Source organism: Macrococcus equipercicus (genome assembly GCF_024205945.1).
GTDB classification, from domain to species: Bacteria; Bacillota; Bacilli; order Staphylococcales; family Staphylococcaceae; genus Macrococcus; species Macrococcus equipercicus.
Genome location: NZ_CP073809.1, coordinates 1,149,314 through 1,167,929, shown reverse-complemented (window position 1 = coordinate 1,167,929; position 18,616 = coordinate 1,149,314). Strand labels below are relative to the sequence as shown.

The window sequence follows — 18,616 nt, the reverse complement described above, 5'->3', positions numbered from 1 at the left end:
TATGAAAGTCTGGATCGACAGTGAAGAGTTCACTGCAGAGAAGCATCAGCTGTTTGACTGCAGAAATGTCATGGATAATTTAGCGGCGAGCATTAAACGATTTAATGAAAGTCATATGGAAGGTGCGGTCTTCGTACCGGGCTATCCGCTGCTCTATAGTAAGGACAAGCCGGAAGAAGGAAGGCATCCGCTCCCTGACTTGACGCGCTTTTATACGTTTGTGACGCATCACGCGGCGGGTAAGACTGCGGTCTGCTATGACGAGAGCGCAGCGTTTATGGCCGCGCGGTTTTTCTTTCTCTGTGAACTCGTCGGCATTCCCTGCCTGATCATCAGGCAGGGTTATGAGGCGCTGGCGCTGCCGGAAGCAGTGAGTCATCTAGAGGCGGCTGGTTACGTGGCGGCCGTACTTGCGCTTACGCCGGTCCATCCGGCGCGTATTCACACAGAGCTGCTGGCATCACGGGAGGAAGTCAGACAGGCGCGGACAAGCAGAGCGCAGCTTGTGGATGCCCGTGAGGAGAAGCGTTTTTTAGGTGAGACAGAACCAATTGTCGTCCATCCGGGAAGAATTCCAGGTGCAGTCAATTTTCCGTATAAGAACGTCTTTGCATCACATGGTGCAGAAAAGCTGCAGGCGACCGTCGGTGAGTCCCCTGCCATTGTTTACTGTGGTTCAGGCATGTCGGCGACCCCACTGTTTGCAGCACTGAAGTCAGTCGGTCATCCGGTCAAACTGTATCCGGGCAGCTATTCAGAATGGATCTTCCATCATCCGGAGGACATAGAAAGAGGTTAAACTATGGAAAAACTATTAATCGTCGATGGTATGGCGCTGCTGTTCCGTCATTACTTCGCGACAGCGATGAATCATCACTTCATGCACAATTCAGACGGTGTGCCGACTAACGGCGTGCAGGGGTTCATCAGGCATGTAGCGAGCGCCATTAAAGATTCAGAGGCTGATCACGTCATTGTGACGTGGGACATGGGAGCGACGACGTTCAGAAATACAATTTCTGCTGACTACAAAGCGCATAGACCTGCGCCTCCGGTTGAACTGAACCCGCAGTTTGAGATGGTGCAGCGCCTGTCGGAGGAACTCGGCTTCTTTAATATCGGCGTAAGGAACTACGAAGCAGATGACGTCATCGGCACGATTGCGAAGCAGCTGGAAGGCGAGTATCGGATCACGGTGATCAGCGGTGACCGCGATCTACTGCAGCTGCTGGATGATAGAGTGGAGATCTGGCTCATCAAGAAAGGCTTCACGGAATACAATAAATATGATGTGAACCGCTTCCAGGAGGAGTACGGTATAGAACCGCCGCAGCTGATAGATGTCAAAGCTTTTATGGGTGATACGTCAGACGGCTATCCGGGCGTTAAAGGTATCGGCGAGAAGACGGCGCTGAAATTTATTCAGACTTACGGGTCAGTCGACGGCACACTGCAGCATAAGTCACAGCTGCCAAAAGGACAGCAGAATAAAATAGATACATTTTATGACGATCTGATGATCAGCTGCAAGCTTGCGGCGATTCATACGACTGTGCCGCTTGACCTTGAGCATATCCGGCGTGCAATGCCTTACACAGCGGACATCGAAAAAATGTGTGCCATCTGTGATAGTCATGAACTGAAAGTCGCCAGCAGCTATTTGATGAAACTGTAGCAGCTCATTATTTATATTTTCGAGGTATATCGGCAAATGACGGACTTATTAAACTGATGTTAATCGAATAATTTCTTATCCAGAGAAGTAGGGGTATGGTCCTGTGAAGCTTCAGCAGCGGTCCGCGTCCTTTGACTGCTCACCTCAAAAAAGCCTGACGGTGACCGTCAGGCTTTTTTGAAGTGTGCTCCCTTATTCAAATAGTGGCGCGCCACGTGGTCGGCATGTTTATTCTGGTCGCGCGGAATCCAGTCGACCAGCACGAGGTCAAAGTGCTGCTCAAGCTGCTGGTACTTGCTCAAATATGGCTTGAACTTCGCGTTCTTTGTATAGGCTTTATTGACCGCATCAACGACAACTTTGGCATCGCTTTTAATGATCAATGTTTTGATGTTCAAGAGCGATGCCTGTTTGATTCCCTCGATCAATCCTGTCCACTCAGCCTCATGGTTGTCCATCTCCCCTAAATACTGACCGAATTCAAGAACCTGGTCGTCATCTTTAATGACGTAACCGATGCTGCTTTCAAACGGATTCTGTCTTGTTGCTGCATCAATGAACAGCTGGGCCATCGTCATCCACATCTTTCGCGATAGATTTCGCAATATAGCCGAACGGCACATTGCAGATCGTCGTTAATAATTTGAACAGATAAGTCGTCAGGAAAATCTCAAACAGTATGGCGTTCGGCATCAGGCCGTAAAAAGCAATGAGCGTGAACAGCGCTGTATCGATGATGGAACTGACTGCTGTGCTGCCGTAAGCCCGGATGATGAACGTTCTGTCGCTTGAGAAGTACTTCTTGATGAAACTGAAAATATAGACATCGACGTACTGGCCGATAATATAGGCGATGATGGAGCCGAGAGCGATTCTCGGGACAAGCCCGAACAGTGTTGCCATGCTCTGCTGGGCGATATCTGATGCTGCCGGCTGATAGCTGAGCGCGATGGTCATGAGCACGACCATGATGATGACAGACATGAAGCCGAGCCAGACCGCACGTTTTGCGGTCTTTCTTCCATATATATCATTTAAAATATCTGTCGCCAGATAAATAGAAGCAAAAAGAATGTTTCCGAGTGTTGCCGTGATACCAAATACTTCGATGGTCTTTGTGACCTGAATGTTGGCAATGACAGTGCCGATCGCCACCCAGATCATTAAGCCGCTTTTACCGAAGAAGCGGTACATTACAATTAAGCTGATGAATGTCGCAAAAAAAGCGATGACCGCAATGAATTCATTGGACATCTTGATTCCTCCTTTCATAATTCAACTTTACAATTATAGGTGAGGGATGCAATTTAAGCAAGGGCAATTACAGTGAGGCGCTTATCTGCTATAATCATGTTTGAGGTGATAAAGTGAAGAAGACAGTTGAGACGGTAAGGAAGATCAATCAACTAGAAGATCACTATTGTCATCATTGTTTAATTAAGCAGACGTTGCGCAGGGAAAGTAAGACAGCGGCGCATGCTTACTGCATTTCCAAATGCTCAGTCGGCCTCCAGATTAAACAGTGGGGCAATAATCTTCAGTAAGGAGCACAGCATGAAAATATTAAAGATAGAACCGACGCCGAGTCCTAATACGCTGAAAATCATATTGGATTATCAGCGCGATGACAATAAGAGCAGGACTTACCACACAGCTGACAGCAGCAACCCGGAATTCATCAATGAACTCCTTGGCATTGAAGGCATCCGTTCTGTCTTCCATGTCATGGATTTTATATCGGTCGATAAGGCACCGAAAGCAAACTGGGAGCAGTTACTGCCGGAGATCAAGCACATATTTGATGATGAAGTGACAGCAGACCCTGAACTTCAGATTGATACGGGTGAGCATACGGTGGAACTGCTGTCATTCAAAGGCATCCCGTATCAAGTCAAAGTGACGAATGTCGAAGGCGAAAAACGCAAGCAGCTGGATCTGCGGTTTATAGATGCGATGCTCGATGCCCAGCAGGATGACGATAACGTTGTGTTCCTCAGAAAATGGGTGCCGTTCGGTACCCGTTACGGACAGATGGATGAAATCATTCAGTCAGTGATCGAGGAAGTGGATGCCTTATTCCCTGATTCACGGTTAAATCAGCTGACAGCAGCGGCAAAAGAGACGACGTATGTCATAAAGGAAAAAGAGCTGGCAAGAACAGCGGTGGAAGAATATCTGGCTGAGCCGGACTTTCAGGAGCGTTACCGGATGCTTGACCATTTTCCGGAGCCAGATTTAACGGACATTCCATTTCTGGAAGTGGTCATGCAGGACGACAAACCGCAGCTGCGAAGACTGGGCATCGTCTTCCTCGGCATGATCGGGGGTAGCGAAGTACTGCCGCTGCTGCATGCGGCGATGACGGATAAAAATTTGACGATCCGCCGCACAGCGGGTGACACGTTAAGTGACCTCGGCTTCAAGGAAAGTCTGCCGGTGATGCACGAAGCACTCGATGACACACAGCCAATCGTCAGATGGCGTGCAGCGATGTTTATTTATGATGAAGGAGACGAGTCAAGCCTGCCGTATTTAGAGAAACATCTCGATGATCCGGCGTTTGAAGTCAGGCTGCAGGCAAGGATGGCAAAGGAACGAATCACGAAAGGCGAGGAAGCGGTCGGCTCCGTATGGAAGCAGATAGCGAACAGAGAAAGGGAGCAGTAATATGAATGCATATGAAGAATACATGAAACAACTGGCAATGCCGATGAGAACTGAACTGACAAACCAAGGGTTCAAGTCCCTGGAAACAGCAGAAGCAGTAGCGGATTACTTTAATGACGTTGCTGATGACAAAACAACATTTGTCGTCATCAATTCAGTGTGCGGCTGTGCAGCGGGCCTGGCGCGTCCGGCAGCGGTCACCGTAGCTCAGCAGAACGATCATAAGCCGGAGGAGTCCGTCACTGTGTTCGCCGGTCAGGACAGAGAAGCGACTGAACTGATGCGTCAGTATATCGGTCAGGTGCCATCCAGCCCGTCAATGGCCTTGTTCAAGGGCACGGAACTAAAGTTTTTCATGCCGCGTGAACATATTGAAGGCCGGCCGATTGAAGAGATCTGCATGGACATCAAGGAAGCTTTCGATGAGCATTGTCAGTAAAGTGAGGATCACATCACCGGTGAAGACCGATGATGTGATTTTTTTGATGATGAAACAGACGCAGGCAGAACTCGCGCTGCTCGTGCCTGACATGGCGATAGAACGCGTGACCCGGCGCAAGCAGACGATTACAGAGTTGTTTAAGACAGACGATTCACCCGTCATTGTCATCAGCCGGCAGCTGCCTGTCCTTTATTTCTCGGCCGATGAAAAAATAGTCTATCACGAGAACACGATGAACTTCAAGCTGAAGCGGTTCCATAAGTACGGGGAGGTGCCCCCGCTGATTGCTGTCATGCCGGTTGAACTGACTAGCCGTGCAGTGATTGTCGATGCGACGATGGGTCTCGGAAATGACCTGATGCTGATGGCGCATATGCTGAAGTCAGCACGTTTTCATGCGTTCGAGGCACATCCTTTGATCTACTATGTGATTAAAGAAGGGATCATACGGTACTACAGCGAGGAACTGACCGGCCGCATCACATTTCATTACGGCACTGCGTGTGATGACATAGTCGCCGCGTCAGATGTGGTCTATGCCGACCCGATGTTCGAGACGACCATCAGTCAGGATTCAGGCATGCAGGTGCTCACCAACCATGTACAGCAGGCGGATCACGACTTTTTAGCAGCGCTCATCGTTCATGCGCCGTGCGTCATACTGAAAGCACATTTCAGAAGCCCGCTCTTTCAGCAGTACGGTTTCCAGGTGGCTGTCAGAAAAAGCTCGAAAAGTCATTTCGGGATTATCTGCAACTAAAAAGCAGCTGAGGCATTTGCCTCAGCTGCTTTTTAGTCATCGATTTAGAACTATTCTGTGATCATCATGCTGATCATGTAGGCGAGTAATAAGAATAAACCAGATACTACCATCACTTGTTCCATCGTTCTTCCCCCAATACAACGATAAATGATTCTGTGTAAATTTATCGTTTTATTTATCATTCATCTATCTGTATTATAAAGTATAGTAGACAATTATGAAAGAGGTGACCTCATGAATTCATTTGATAAAGTGTATCATGATTTATGTGAAGAGATATTAGCCGCGGGACGTGAGAAGGACGACCGCACTCATACCGGGACTCTGTCGAAATTCGGCCACCAGATGCGATTTGACCTAAAAGAAGGATTTCCGCTGCTGACGACAAAGAAAGTGTCATTCAAGCTGCTGGCGACAGAACTCATCTGGTTCATCAAAGGAGACACGAACATCAGATATCTGCTGCAGTATAACAATAACATATGGAACGAATGGGCTTTCAAGAAATGGGTGGAGAGCGCGGACTATGCAGGTCCTGATATGACAGATTTCGGTCACCGCTCGCTGGCCGACCCGGAATTTAACGAACAGTACAAGGAGCAGCTGGCGAAGTTCAAGCACCTTGTACTGACGGATGACACCTTCATGGCGACGTACGGCGACCTCGGCAATGTGTACGGCAAGCAGTGGCGTCATTTCGAGACGAAGGACCGAGTGACGGACCAGCTGAAAGATGTGGTGGAGAACATTAAGATCAACCCTTCATCAAGACGGCATATTGTCTCAGCCTGGAACCCCGGAGAAATTGATACGATGGCTCTGCCGCCCTGTCATATGCTGTTCCAGTTCTACGTCCAGGACGGGAAACTCAGCTGTCAGCTGTATCAGCGCAGTGCGGACGTCTTTCTCGGTGTCCCGTTCAACATTGCAAGCTACAGTCTGCTGACTCATCTTGTCGCAAAGGAATGCGGGCTGGAAGTCGGTGAGTTCATCCATACGATAGGTGATGCCCACATTTACAGCAATCATATCGATGCCGTCAAAGAGCAGCTGACCCGTAAATCCTTTGCGCCGCCGCAGCTTGAAATTTTGACGAATAAATCACTGTTCGATATGGAATATGAAGACTTAGCCATTAACAATTACGAGGCACATGCTGCCATCAAGGCACCGATTGCCGTATAGAGGAGACTAATATGCTATCAACTATCGTTTGTCATGACCAGAACTTAGTTATCGGCTATGAGAACAAAATGCCGTGGCATCTGCCGGAGGACTTAAAAAGAGTCAAGCAGTTAACAACAGGTAACACCATCGTGATGGGCAGAAACACTTTTCTGTCACTCGGACGACCACTGCCGAACCGCCGCAATGTCGTCCTGACACGGGACAAAGATTTTGCAGCTGAAGGTGTTGAAGTGATCCACTCACTGGATGACATCAGCCGGCTGGACGGCCACGTCTTTATTTTCGGCGGCCAGAACTTGTATGAGCAGACGATGGATCTCGTCGATGATATGTATGTCACTGTCATCGAGGCGAAGCATATGGGAGATGCATTCTTTCCTGCTTATTCCTTTTTGGACTGGGAAGTGGAGTCCATTGAAGCGGGGACGACTGAGCCGCCGCATAAATTTATGCACCTCGTCAGGAGAAGCCGTGATTAGAATGATTAAAACAGTCGGTGTCATTATCGGCTATGCCGCACTTGCGACGACGAAGATTGATTACATGGAACGGCATCAGCGGCTGCTGAACAGCGTCAACGCCAAAGACCGCTACGCCGCTTTAATGGCTAAAAACTGGGCCGGACGAGTACTGGACAGTGCAGGTGTGACCGTGACAGTCACCGGTCATAATAAAGACGACGGTCAGCCGGCACTGTTTGTCAGCAATCATGAGGGTAACTTCGATATTCCCGTCCTCATGGCTGCAATTGATAAACCGTTCGGCTTCGTCTCTAAAGTGGAAGTGAAGCAGATCCCGTTTCTTCACCGCTGGATGATGCTGCTGAACTGTATTTATCTAGACCGCTCGAGCCGACGGTCATCGCTGCAGATGATTAAAGATGGTGTCCAGTCACTAAAAGAAGGCCACAGCGTCATGATCTTTCCGGAAGGCAGCCGCAGTAAAGGTCAAGGACTACAGGAATTCAAGTCCGGTGCATTTAAAATGGCGAAGGCTGCGGGTGTGCCGGTCATCCCTATTGCGATTTCCGGGACAGCAAAAATTATGGAGACGTATGACAGCAAAAAAATGGTGCCGGGTCACGTTCAAGTACACGTATTTGAGCCGATCTCCCCGGACGTCTTCAAGGAGCAGTCCCTGCAGGAAGTAGCGGCGGCAGTCCAGGCACAGATTAAGGACCATCTAGATGTTTAAGCTGAACGGCTGGACCGTATTATTTGCAGTGCTGCTTCTGATCAACTTAATCACCGTCATATACGTCGCACGGCTGTCAGCGGAGTCCCCGGGAGTCACCGTGACCAGTCAACCTGCAGCACAAGGCAAGAATACACTGACACTGCAGCCCGAAGTCGTCAATCATTACTTGCAGCAGGAGAATACGCAGGCAATGAAATTATCATTGACAGGTGAACAGCTGCAGATTGTTCAGTACAGTGACTTTCTTAGTCAGAAAATTAAAACAAATATTTTGACGACACCTGTTGTTATTGGTCATAATAAACTCAGGCTGGACATTAATGATGTCGCAGTAGCCGGGCTTCCATTATCTAAGAAACAGACACTGAATCTTATCAGACGGTTCGGCAGCCTGCCGGACAATGTAGTACTTGATGTCAACAAAGAATGTTTTTACTATGATATGGCACCCATTGAACTGGGTGGAACTGCCTTGGATCTTACTCATATCAATCAGACAGGCTGGCACTTTAACATTACAATCGAGGAGTGATACTTATGGCAGTAGCAACATTAGCAGGAGGCTGTTTCTGGTGTCTCGTCAAACCGTTTCATCAGTATGACGGCGTAGAATCAGTCATCTCAGGTTACAGCGGAGGACATGTTGATCATCCGACATACAAGGAAGTGTGCTCCAATACGACCGGTCACCGTGAAGCGGTGCAGATTACTTTTGATGAGACGATCATCTCATATAAAGAAGTACTGGAAGTGTTCTTCAAGACGTTTGATCCGACCGATGCGGCGGGACAATTCTATGACCGCGGGGAAAGTTATGAGCCCGCTATATTCTATCACGACAGCACGCAGCAGGAGACAGCCCGTGCACTGATTGAAGAGCTGGATGCGCAACATATTTTCAGCAGTCCGATCGTGACACCTGTGATTCCTTACAAAAACTTTTATCCGGCAGAAGAGTATCATCAGGACTATTACAAGAAAGATCCTGTCCATTACAAGAACTATCAGGAGCGGTCAGGACGAAAAGCGTTTATCGAACAGCACTGGGAGGGTTAACATGATCAAGAAAAGTATCGATGACTTAAACGAAATGGAATATATTGTGACTCAGCAAAATGGCACAGAGCCGCCTTTTCAGAATGAATACTGGGATCACTTTGAAAAAGGCATCTACGTGGATAAAGTGAGCGGTAAGCCGCTGTTCACATCAGAGGAGAAATTTGACTCGAACTGCGGCTGGCCGAGCTTCTCCAAGGCGATATCAGATGATGAGATCATCGAACTTGTCGATAAATCGCACGGCATGGTGCGGACAGAAGTGAGAAGTGATTCTGCCAACAGTCATCTAGGGCATGTGTTTAATGACGGTCCGAAGGAAACAGGCGGTCTCCGTTACTGCATCAACTCTGCGGCTGTTCAGTTCATTCCTTATGATAAACTTGAGGAATTAGGGTATAGCCATGTTATAGGGCATTTTAAATCTTAATGGAATACTGAAGGAGCGGAAAACTATGTTTAAAAAGTTATTTGGTAAAGGTGAAGAAGCATCTAAAACAATTGAAATCAAAGCACCGCTTTCAGGCACTTATGTTGCGCTTGCTGACGTTCCAGACCCAGTCTTTGCCCAGGAGATGATGGGTAAAGGATTCGGCGTAGAACCCATTGAAGGCACGCTTGTCGCACCGATTGACGGCGAAGTGGTCAATGTCTTTCCGACGAAACATGCTATCGGTCTGAAGGCGGCGAATGGTCTTGAAATACTGCTGCATGTCGGTCTCGAAACCGTTGCGATGAACGGAGAGGGCTTTACAACGAAAGTTAAAGCAGGCGATAAAGTCAAAGCAGGCGACACGTTGCTGACATTCGACCTTGAACTGATCCACCAGAAAGCAGCGTCTATTATTTCACCGGTCATCATCACAAACAGCGATGTCATCAACACGTTTGAGATTGTTCAGACAGGCAACCTGCAAAAAGGCTTGACGACCGTGCTGAAAATAGACACCCACTAATGAGCAAGTCTTTTTCTTTCTATCAGTACATTCTGACGGTAAGAGGCGCTAAAGGAGAAGCAGGCGTGTTCGCTGATGAGGCATTTGATGATCTGATGTTTCCGAAATATGAAACGGATTATAATCTTCTCTCGGACTACATTGAAAACTACGGTTCAGCAGACATGCGGCTGTCCGTCTTTGATGAGCTTTATGACAAGTACCAGGAATGGCTGAAATTTTAGTGCACACCTATACCAGACAATTAACTGAGAAGCAGATGGAAACTCAAGTTTCATCTGCTTTTTTAATCGGCATATGGCAGCGGTTCATCAGTGAAACGGCAGACAGTCATGTAGAAAACTTTCGTTTTGTCCGTTATATTGATAAAATGACTTATAAATAATTTTGGATGTGAAAAAAATTGGATAAAGACCACAATGCGCATGAAAAAAAACAGAATGAGAGAAAAATAACGATCAGTCTTTTTAGATTCATCATGCTGCTGCTGACGGCAGTGATCTTAACGGCCGGGATTACTGCATTTGCAACAACGACCGGCAGCAGTAAAGTGATTTCGCAGCAGACACCGAAGCGGACTGAGTTTCTGAAGCTTTATGAAGTATATGACACCTTGAATTCACAGTACTACAAAAATGTGAATAAAGAGAAGCTGATAGACAGTGCTATTAAAGGCATGGTCAATGGACTGGACGATCCTTACAGCGAGTATATGACGAAGTCAGAACAGCAGGAGTTCACGGATTCCATGAGCGGCGACTTCCAGGGTATCGGAGCTGAAATGGGAGAGGAAGGCAGCAAAATCATTATTACAAGCCCTATTAAAGGAGCACCGGCAGATAAGGCCGGCATTAAAGCGAATGATGAAATCGTTGAAATTGACGGCAAAAGTACTAAAGGAATGAACAGTGTAGATGTCGTCAAAAAAATTCGCGGCAAAAAAGGGACGACTGTCACGCTGCTGATCAAACGCGGCGTCAGCACCCCGTTTAAAGTCGCTATTAAACGGGACACGGTTCATGTCAATAGTGTGGAAACTAAGATGCTGAACAATAAAGTGGCATTAATTACGGTCACTAAATTCCAGCAGGGCACTGCAGCTGAATTCAATGCTGCCTTAAAAGACATGCACGAGCAGGGTATGAAGAAACTGATTCTCGATTTCCGTAACAACCCGGGCGGCTATCTCGATGAGGCGAGCAAGATGGCCAATGAGTTCATCGGTAAAGGTGAAGTGCTGTTCTATACAGAAAATAATCACAGTAAACCTCAGGCCTATAAAGCGGAAAATCCTGCTGACCCGGTCACTAAGAACTTGCCGACTGTCATCATCATGAATGAAGGATCTGCCAGCGCATCTGAAGTATTTGCTGCATCCCTCCACGACCATGATAAAGCATATATCGTCGGTACAAAGTCATTCGGTAAAGGCATCGTGCAGACGGCAGCACCGTTCAAGGATGATTCTATGCTGAAGTTCACGCAGATGAAATGGCTGACACCTGACAAAACATGGATTCATAAAAAAGGCATCACACCGGACAAGCTGATTAATTTACCGGATTATGCCAACATTCACATCCTTGATCCTGACGAAGTCTATGTCAAAGGAGAGTCCAGTGCAGAGGTGAAATCACTTGAAACAGGGTTGAAAGCACTCGGCTATAACCCGGGTGCAGTGGACAAGACATTTGACGAGAACACAGCGCTCAGCGTTGCCCAGTTCCAGCAGAAAGAAGGACTTGAAGTCACGGGTCAAATGACCGGTAAGTCAACGCTTAAGTTCACTGAACTGCTGCGAAATAAACTGAATGCTGATGATACACAGCTGAACGGCGCAGTCAGCTATATCAGCACGCTTAAATAATGGAGGTAAAACAGTGAAGATTGCTTTTACGGGCGGCGGGTCTATCGGCCATGTTGCTGTCAACATGGCGTTAATCCCGGAAGCTGCTAAACATCAAATTGAATGTATATATATCGGTTCTAAAGCAGGGATTGAAAAAGAGGCGATTACTTCTCAGTTTCCTGACGTCAAATACTACGGCATTTCAAGCGGTAAACTGCGTCGTTATTTTTCGCTTGACAACGCAAAAGATATTCTCAAAGTGCAAAAAGGAGTATTTGATGCACTGAACGTTCTCCGTAAGGAACGGCCGGACATCGTCTTTTCCAAAGGCGGATTCGTCACAGTGCCTGTGATCATCGCAGCACGGATGCTGAAAATCAAAACGATCATCCATGAGTCTGATGTGACACCGGGCCTTGCGAATAAAATCGGCCTGAAATTTGCGATGAAATGCTACACGACATTTGAGGAGACGCTGAAATATATTCCAGGCGGTAAAGCTGACTTTGTCGGTGGTGTCGTCAGAGATGATATATTTACAGGAGATAAGAACACGGGTTATGAGCTGACCGGCTTCAGCCCGGATAAGCAGGTGCTGCTTGTGATGGGCGGGTCACTCGGCTCGAAAACCGTGAACACGGCCATCAGAAGTCACCTTGACGCGCTGCTTCGGCACTACCAGGTGATCCATATTACAGGCCAGGGGTTGACGGATCAGCAGCTTGACCGACCGGGATATAAGCAGTTTGAATTTGTGAAAGACGAGCTGCCGCACTTGTTTGCGATTACAGATACGATTGTGTCACGGGCCGGCTCTAACGCCATCTACGAATTTCTGGCACTGCGTAAACCGATGCTGCTTGTGCCGCTTGGTCTGGATCAGAGTCGCGGTGACCAGATTGACAATGCCCGTATATTTGAGCAGGAGGGCTATGCGGGCGTCCTGCAGGAGAACGAGCTGACGAGTGCGACATTGATGGCTGCCCTGCAGAAGATTGAGGACAACAGAGCAGCACTGACAGCCGCAATGAATGAGGCATATACGTCGTTTACACCGGAAGCACTGCTGCAAAAAATATTGGATGATGCCAGTTAAGGAGAACGCCTATGTCTAGAGTTCAAAGAATTTCATTAATCATCATTTTCTCGGTCATTTTTGGCATGATCGCTTTTTTCCATGAATCGCGGCTCGGTAAATGGATTGATAATGAAGTATATGAATTTATTTATTCCTCAGAAAGCTTTATCACGACGTCTATCATGCTCGGTTTCACGAAGCTCGGTGAAGTATGGACGATGATTGTCATGTCGCTCATCGTCATCTGCTACTTGATGCTGAAGCGTATGAAGATCGATGCCTTATTCTTTGCCCTGGCTATGATCATCTCGGGCACGCTAAACCCGCTTTTGAAAAATATTTTTGACCGGGAGCGTCCTACGCTGCTGCGGTTAATTGATATTACCGGATTCAGTTTTCCGAGCGGCCATGCGATGGGGTCAGCCGCTTTTTTCGGCAGTCTTGCCTTCTTGGTCAGCAGACATCATAAAGGCGCAGCCAAACCTTATTTAATTGGCTTGTGCATTCTGTTTATCATGATGATTTCGTCTTCACGGGTCTACTTAGGCGTTCATTATCCGACAGATATCATCGCAGGTATACTCGGCGGCGTCATCAGTATACTGCTGGCGCAAACTTTTTTACATAATCTAATTGACAATGATTCTCAATAAGTTATAATGTAATTGAAAGTGATTCTCATTTAACAAGAGTTCCCCCTCTAAATGGAGAGTCATTTTCTAGTAACCCCCTTTATGCCCATTAACCTGACGGTGACGTCAGGTTTTTTTTGTTTAATTTAAAAATAATTACTGCTATGATTTGGTTAATAATTGAAGAGAGAGGCTTACTCATGAAAAACATTCTAATAATTGAAGATGAACAGAATTTAGCGCGGTTTATTGAACTGGAGCTGATGCATGAAAATTACAAGGTGGATATCGTCAATGACGGCATTGCTGGTCTGCAGCATGCGCTGAACAATGACTATGACTGTCTACTGCTGGATCTGATGCTGCCCGGTATGAATGGGCTTGAAGTGTGCAGAAGAATCCGCAACATTAAACAGACACCGATCATTATGATCACAGCGAAAGGGGATACGTATGACAAAGTGATCGGGCTGGACTACGGAGCAGACGATTACATTGTCAAACCATTTGACATCGAAGAGCTGCTGGCGAGACTGAGAGTCATTATGCGGCGCAACCAGCCTCATGACAATCACATCACTATCGATCAGCTGGTCATTGACCTCGATGCCTTCACAGTGACTGTCGGCGGTGAACTGCTGGAGCTGACGAAGACTGAATATGAACTGCTGAAGCTGCTGGCGGAACATCAGAAGCATGTATTGACCCGCGAGCAGATTCTCGCACATGTCTGGGGCTATGAAAGCGAAGTGGAGACGAATGTGGTCGATGTCTATATCCGCTACTTGCGCAACAAACTGAAGCCTTATCAGCTGCACTCAATGATTGAAACAGTCAGAGGGGTAGGCTATGTCATTCGATGAACAACTCGACATCCCTTAAAACGAAATGGACACTGATTACGACAAGTATTACGTTCATCATATTCATGCTCTTCAGTTTCTTTATCATCTATTTCATCAGCATCTATTTGAAAGAGCAGGAATATGACAGTGCCAGACGCAGCACCGTGGATATCGGCAAGCTGCTGGTCAGCGAAAATCCGGGGGAAGTCTCGACAGTCGACATTAGAGCGGCGATCACCGATCATCAGAAAGTCATCTTCTATGATACAGCGGGACAGCCGTATTCAAGTGTGTCAAGTGATCAGACGATTAGATGGACGCCCCGTTTCAAGCGGATCACGCGCGTTGAGATCACTGAAGAGACCTACAGCAATGAAGCTTACATCGTCGTTAGAGCACCGATCAATACGATGCAGTCAGCAGGATTTCTGACAATTGTCCATCCGCTGAAGATCTATCATTCAATCATTCAGTACATGTTTGTGCTCGCCGGTATTTTCGGACTGACCGCCCTGTTCATTACAGCGATTATCAGCTATTTCTTCTCGAATCATATCACGAAGCCCATCCGTAAGCTGTCGGAACAGATGAAACAGATTCAGCGGGACGGCTTCCAGAACAAACTGACGCTGCCTAAGAGCTATTATGAGACAGATGATATGATCAATACGTTCAATAATATGATGGCCCAGCTTGAAACATCGTTCAATCAGCAGAAGCAGTTTGTCGAAGATGCCTCCCACGAACTCAGAACGCCGCTGCAGATTATTCAGGGTCATCTTAACCTGATCAACCGATGGGGGAAAAACAAGCCTGAAGTGCTGGATGAATCACTTAAGATTTCACTGGATGAGATGAACCGGATCACTAACCTCGTAGAAGAGCTCCTGCTGCTGACAAAAGATGATAAAGGGCAGTATAACCGGGAAGTGGACACGATTGCTATCAATGACGAGATTCAGGCGCGGTTGAAGTCGCTTGCTCAGCTGCACCCCGACTACCGTTTTGAGTTCCATTCCTCTCATAAAGCAATCAAGCTTCAGATGAATCGGCATCAGTTTGAGCAGCTGCTGCTGATATTCATTGATAATGCCATGAAATACGATAAAGACGAGCAGCATATCATTATCAGGACGTCACTAAAAAACAAAGTCGTCCAGCTGGAAATCATCGATCACGGCGCGGGCATACCGAAAGAGGATATCCCATTTATTTTTGACCGGTTTTACCGTGTTGATAAATCAAGGTCAAGAGAAATGGGCGGCAATGGGCTCGGACTTTCCATCGCCCGGAAAATCATTGAAAGTTATGGCGGGACTGTCAAGATTGACAGCGAATTAAACAAATATACAAAAGTCATGATTCAATTCTCAGAACTATGAAAGTAATTTTCATAAAATGATATTACAGCCTTTAAAATCAATATTTAGAGTGCTAAAATAGGTTATGGAAACGTTTTATATTAATTTTCGGAGGGTGGAACTACAATGAAAGGGAAAAACCTCGAAGAAGCGCCTGCACGGTTCGGCGCGAATTTAGGTTATCTTTTAGAGATGTTTGATCTGTATCAACAGAATCCTTCATCTGTAACAGGGGAACTACAGGAATTATTTTCGACGATTTCAACAGGCCGGAGCACCGGCTCTGTCAGCGGCATCGATTCCGAGAAAGTCAAATCAGTGATGAGATTAACTGATAATATCAGACAGTATGGGCATTTAACAGCTGATATTTATCCATTGTATAAACCTAGACGTGAAAATCTGCCAAAATTAACTATAGAAGATTTTGACTTGACTAAAGAAGACCTTGAAAAGCTTCCGGCAAAACTTGTCTCTGCACATTTTGAAGGACATGCTGCCAATGCCTATGAAGCAGTCACTCAGCTGGCAGAGATTTATCAAGGGACAATCGCTTATGAAGTAAGCCATATCAACAACACGGAAGAACGCGACTGGCTGAAAAAGACAATCGAGTCGAACAGCAGAAAATCCTATAGCAGAGAAGAGAAAATCACTCTGCTGACAAGTCTTGCTCAAGTTGAAGGATTTGAAAAATACATCCACAAAAATTTTGTCGGCGCTAAGCGCTTTTCCATTGAAGGAGTCGATGCATTAGTACCGATGCTGCAAAAAGTACTGGCGATTGCGAGCGACAGCAGCATTCCGAACATCCAGATCGGTATGGCACACCGCGGCCGTCTGAATGTACTGACTCATGTTCTTGAGAAGCCTTATGAAATGATGCTGTCAGAATTCATGCATACAGACCCGATGAAGTTTCTGCCGGAAGACGGCAGTCTGACGGTGACAAAAGGCTGGACCGGAGATGTGAAGTATCACTTAGGCGGTGTTAAAAAGACAAGCCGCTATGGTTCTGAGCAGTTGATTGCACTGGCCAACAACCCGAGTCACCTGGAAATCGTCGCACCGGTCGTCTTAGGTAAAACACGTGCGGACCAGGAAGTGACTGCGGGTGTGGCACAGCCTGAAGTCGACTTCAATAAAGCGCTGGCCATCCTCATTCATGGTGACGCGGCATTCCCGGGTCAGGGTATTAACTTCGAAAGTATGAATTTAAGCAACCTGAAAGGCTATTCTACAGGCGGCTCTCTTCATATCATCACAAACAATCGTGTCGGCTTTACAACTGAAAGCTACGACTCCCGCTCCACGGTTTATGCGACAGATGTAGCAAAAGGCTATGATATCCCGATCGTCCATGTCAATGCAGATGATGTAGAGGCATGTATCGATTCCGTCATTCTTGCGATGCAGTTCCGCCAGCAGTTCAATAAAGATTTTGTGATTGACTTAGTCGGCTACAGACGTTACGGCCATAACGAGATGGATGAGCCGTCAGTGACTAATCCGATGCTCTACAAAGAAGTGAAAGGCCATCCGAGCATCGAGATTAAATACGGCAAGGAACTCGTTGCTGAAGGAACGATCACTGAAGATGAAATGAATGAGATCTTCCGTCAGGCAGAAGAAGCGATCCGCTCTGCGCATAATGCCATCGATAAGAACGAAAAAGTGCTTGATGCAAAGATGGCGATGCCGGAAGCGGTCAGCGCTGGTCAGGAAACCGTTGAAACAGGTGTCGCTAAAGACAGACTGACAAAACTGAACGACGAGATGCTGACTTATCCGGAAGGCTTTACACTGTTCGGCAAGCTTTCAAAAATACTTGACAGACGCCATGAGCCGTTCACTAAAGACGGATTGATTGACTGGGGCCATGCAGAATTGCTTGCATTCGGCACAATCATTGAAGACGGCCATCCAGTCCGTCTGACAGGTCAGGATTCTGAGCGGGGAACATTTGCCCAGCGCCATGCAGTATTAAGTGATGAGAACACAGGTGCTAAATATACACCGCTTCAGCATATCACTGACAGCCAGGCATCTTTTGATATTCATAACTCACCATTGTCAGAGGCGGCAGTTGTCGGCTTTGAATACGGCTATAACGTGGAGAACAAAGATGCGATGACGGTCTGGGAGGCACAGTACGGCGACTTCTCAAACATGTCACAGATGATGTTTGATAACTTTATTTCCAGCGCGAACGCGAAATGGGGCGAAACGACAGGTCTGACATTGCTCCTGCCGCATGCCTACGAAGGTCAAGGACCAGAGCATTCATCAGCCCGTCTGGAACGTTACTTGCAGCTTGGTGCAGAAAACAACTGGACAGTTGCAAACGTTACAAGCACTGCAAACTACTTCCACTTACTGCGCAGACAGGCACATTACTTGAACACCGATAAGATGAGACCATTAGTCGTCATGACACCGAAGAGCCTGCTGCGCAATAACGTTGTCTCTGACAAAGTAGACGCATTCACAACAGGTTCATTCAGACCGATCATTGTTGATGACTTCAAAAAGACAAAAGTGAAGAAATTACTGATCGCGAGCGGTAAAGTGGCCATTGACCTGTACACTGAGCTGCAGAAATCACCGAACGAGGAGATTCTGCTAGTCAGACTTGAACAGCTGTACCCGCTGCCTGCTGAAGAAATCAAAGCAGTGATCAATGAGCTTAAAGGCATCAAGGAGATCGGCTTCGTTCAGGAAGAACCTAAAAACCAGGGCTCATGGAATTACATTTATCCGCAGCTGGAAGCACTAGCAGGTAATATCGCTGTCAACTACTACGGCAGAATCGAGCGTTCAAGCCCGTCAGAAGGCGATAATGAAATTCATAAGCTGGTGCAGTCTCAAATTATTCAGAACGCGTTAACTATTTAAGGGGGAAATTAC

The 18,616-nt window shown here is 46.9% G+C and carries 23 protein-coding genes; 21 read left to right on the top strand and 2 right to left on the bottom strand.

Annotated elements, in window-relative coordinates; translation table 11 throughout:
• Window position 1: 1 nt before the first annotated feature.
• Both KFV11_RS05980 and KFV11_RS05975 read left to right on the top strand, forming a co-directional pair.
• Window positions 2–799: a sulfurtransferase gene (locus tag KFV11_RS05980; protein ID WP_254249481.1), complete on the top strand. Its 798-nt coding sequence runs from the start codon at window positions 2–4 to the stop codon at window positions 797–799.
• Window positions 800–802: 3 nt separating this feature from the next.
• A complete protein-coding gene (locus KFV11_RS05975; protein WP_254249480.1) occupies window positions 803–1,675 on the top strand; it encodes a 5'-3' exonuclease in 873 nt (290 codons plus the stop codon).
• Between the two features lie 167 nt (window positions 1,676–1,842).
• On the opposite strand, the gene KFV11_RS05970 is transcribed toward KFV11_RS05975, so the two are convergent.
• Complete coding sequence (locus KFV11_RS05970) at window positions 1,843–2,247, bottom strand: ribonuclease HI family protein (protein WP_170234533.1); 405 nt, start codon at window positions 2,245–2,247, stop codon at window positions 1,843–1,845.
• Window positions 2,228–2,929 carry a queuosine precursor transporter gene (locus tag KFV11_RS05965; RefSeq protein ID WP_254249479.1) on the bottom strand — a complete coding sequence of 234 codons (702 nt, stop codon included), beginning with the start codon at window positions 2,927–2,929 and terminating at the stop codon, window positions 2,228–2,230. The genes KFV11_RS05970 and KFV11_RS05965 overlap by 20 nt, the downstream gene beginning before the upstream one ends.
• A gap of 113 nt (window positions 2,930–3,042) precedes the next feature.
• Here KFV11_RS05965 and KFV11_RS05960 point away from each other — a divergent pair, with 113 nt between their 5' ends.
• The 19 genes from KFV11_RS05960 to KFV11_RS05870 all read left to right on the top strand — a co-directional run bounded on the left by KFV11_RS05960 (window position 3,043) and on the right by KFV11_RS05870 (window position 18,604).
• Complete coding sequence (locus KFV11_RS05960) at window positions 3,043–3,219, top strand: zinc-finger domain-containing protein (RefSeq protein WP_149458684.1); 177 nt, start codon at window positions 3,043–3,045, stop codon at window positions 3,217–3,219.
• 10 nt (window positions 3,220–3,229) lie between these two features.
• On the top strand, window positions 3,230–4,342 hold the full coding sequence (locus KFV11_RS05955; RefSeq protein ID WP_149458685.1) for a conserved virulence factor C family protein: 1,113 nt from the start codon (window positions 3,230–3,232) through the stop codon (window positions 4,340–4,342).
• A 1-nt stretch (window position 4,343) separates the two neighbouring features.
• Window positions 4,344–4,781 (top strand): BrxA/BrxB family bacilliredoxin, encoded by a 438-nt coding sequence (locus tag KFV11_RS05950; RefSeq protein ID WP_149458686.1) that lies wholly within the window; start codon window positions 4,344–4,346, stop codon window positions 4,779–4,781.
• Window positions 4,765–5,544, top strand: coding sequence for a class I SAM-dependent methyltransferase (locus KFV11_RS05945; RefSeq protein WP_254249478.1), 780 nt, complete (start codon window positions 4,765–4,767; stop codon window positions 5,542–5,544). The genes KFV11_RS05950 and KFV11_RS05945 overlap by 17 nt, the downstream gene beginning before the upstream one ends.
• A 237-nt stretch (window positions 5,545–5,781) precedes the next feature.
• Entirely contained in the window at window positions 5,782–6,732 is a 951-nt protein-coding gene (locus KFV11_RS05940) for a thymidylate synthase (protein WP_254249477.1), read from the top strand.
• 11 nt (window positions 6,733–6,743) lie between these two features.
• Complete coding sequence (locus KFV11_RS05935) at window positions 6,744–7,214, top strand: dihydrofolate reductase (RefSeq protein ID WP_149458689.1); 471 nt, start codon at window positions 6,744–6,746, stop codon at window positions 7,212–7,214.
• Between the two features lies 1 nt (window position 7,215).
• A complete protein-coding gene (locus KFV11_RS05930; protein ID WP_254250599.1) occupies window positions 7,216–7,929 on the top strand; it encodes a lysophospholipid acyltransferase family protein in 714 nt (237 codons plus the stop codon).
• On the top strand, window positions 7,922–8,464 hold the full coding sequence (locus tag KFV11_RS05925) for a DUF2140 family protein (RefSeq protein WP_254249476.1): 543 nt from the start codon (window positions 7,922–7,924) through the stop codon (window positions 8,462–8,464). Before KFV11_RS05930 ends, KFV11_RS05925 begins: the two co-directional genes overlap by 8 nt.
• Before the next feature lie 5 nt (window positions 8,465–8,469).
• Window positions 8,470–8,988, top strand: a complete 519-nt coding sequence (msrA, locus tag KFV11_RS05920) for a peptide-methionine (S)-S-oxide reductase MsrA (protein ID WP_254249475.1) — start codon at window positions 8,470–8,472, stop codon at window positions 8,986–8,988.
• A 1-nt stretch (window position 8,989) separates the two neighbouring features.
• Entirely contained in the window at window positions 8,990–9,418 is a 429-nt protein-coding gene (gene msrB, locus KFV11_RS05915; protein WP_149458693.1) for a peptide-methionine (R)-S-oxide reductase MsrB, read from the top strand.
• Between the two features lie 25 nt (window positions 9,419–9,443).
• Window positions 9,444–9,944 (top strand): PTS sugar transporter subunit IIA, encoded by a 501-nt coding sequence (locus KFV11_RS05910; protein ID WP_149458694.1) that lies wholly within the window; start codon window positions 9,444–9,446, stop codon window positions 9,942–9,944.
• Complete coding sequence (locus KFV11_RS05905; RefSeq protein ID WP_149458695.1) at window positions 9,944–10,168, top strand: YozE family protein; 225 nt, start codon at window positions 9,944–9,946, stop codon at window positions 10,166–10,168. Before KFV11_RS05910 ends, KFV11_RS05905 begins: the two co-directional genes overlap by 1 nt.
• Window positions 10,153–10,329, top strand: a complete 177-nt coding sequence (locus KFV11_RS05900) for a hypothetical protein (RefSeq protein ID WP_254249474.1) — start codon at window positions 10,153–10,155, stop codon at window positions 10,327–10,329. The genes KFV11_RS05905 and KFV11_RS05900 overlap by 16 nt, the downstream gene beginning before the upstream one ends.
• Window positions 10,330–10,422: 93 nt before the next feature.
• The gene (locus tag KFV11_RS05895; RefSeq protein ID WP_254249473.1) at window positions 10,423–11,811 is read left to right on the top strand and encodes a S41 family peptidase; all 1,389 of its coding nucleotides are present in this window, start codon (window positions 10,423–10,425) and stop codon (window positions 11,809–11,811) included.
• A 13-nt stretch (window positions 11,812–11,824) separates the two neighbouring features.
• Window positions 11,825–12,889, top strand: a complete 1,065-nt coding sequence (gene murG / locus KFV11_RS05890) for an undecaprenyldiphospho-muramoylpentapeptide beta-N-acetylglucosaminyltransferase (protein ID WP_149458697.1) — start codon at window positions 11,825–11,827, stop codon at window positions 12,887–12,889.
• An 11-nt stretch (window positions 12,890–12,900) separates the two neighbouring features.
• A complete protein-coding gene (locus tag KFV11_RS05885) occupies window positions 12,901–13,524 on the top strand; it encodes a phosphatase PAP2 family protein (RefSeq protein WP_149458698.1) in 624 nt (207 codons plus the stop codon).
• Between the two features lie 179 nt (window positions 13,525–13,703).
• Window positions 13,704–14,366 carry a response regulator transcription factor gene (locus KFV11_RS05880; RefSeq protein ID WP_149458699.1) on the top strand — a complete coding sequence of 221 codons (663 nt, stop codon included), beginning with the start codon at window positions 13,704–13,706 and terminating at the stop codon, window positions 14,364–14,366.
• Window positions 14,363–15,730, top strand: a complete 1,368-nt coding sequence (locus KFV11_RS05875) for a sensor histidine kinase (RefSeq protein ID WP_254249472.1) — start codon at window positions 14,363–14,365, stop codon at window positions 15,728–15,730. Before KFV11_RS05880 ends, KFV11_RS05875 begins: the two co-directional genes overlap by 4 nt.
• A gap of 105 nt (window positions 15,731–15,835) precedes the next feature.
• Window positions 15,836–18,604 carry a 2-oxoglutarate dehydrogenase E1 component gene (locus KFV11_RS05870; RefSeq protein ID WP_254249471.1) on the top strand — a complete coding sequence of 923 codons (2,769 nt, stop codon included), beginning with the start codon at window positions 15,836–15,838 and terminating at the stop codon, window positions 18,602–18,604.
• The last annotated feature ends 12 nt before the right edge of the window (window positions 18,605–18,616 follow it).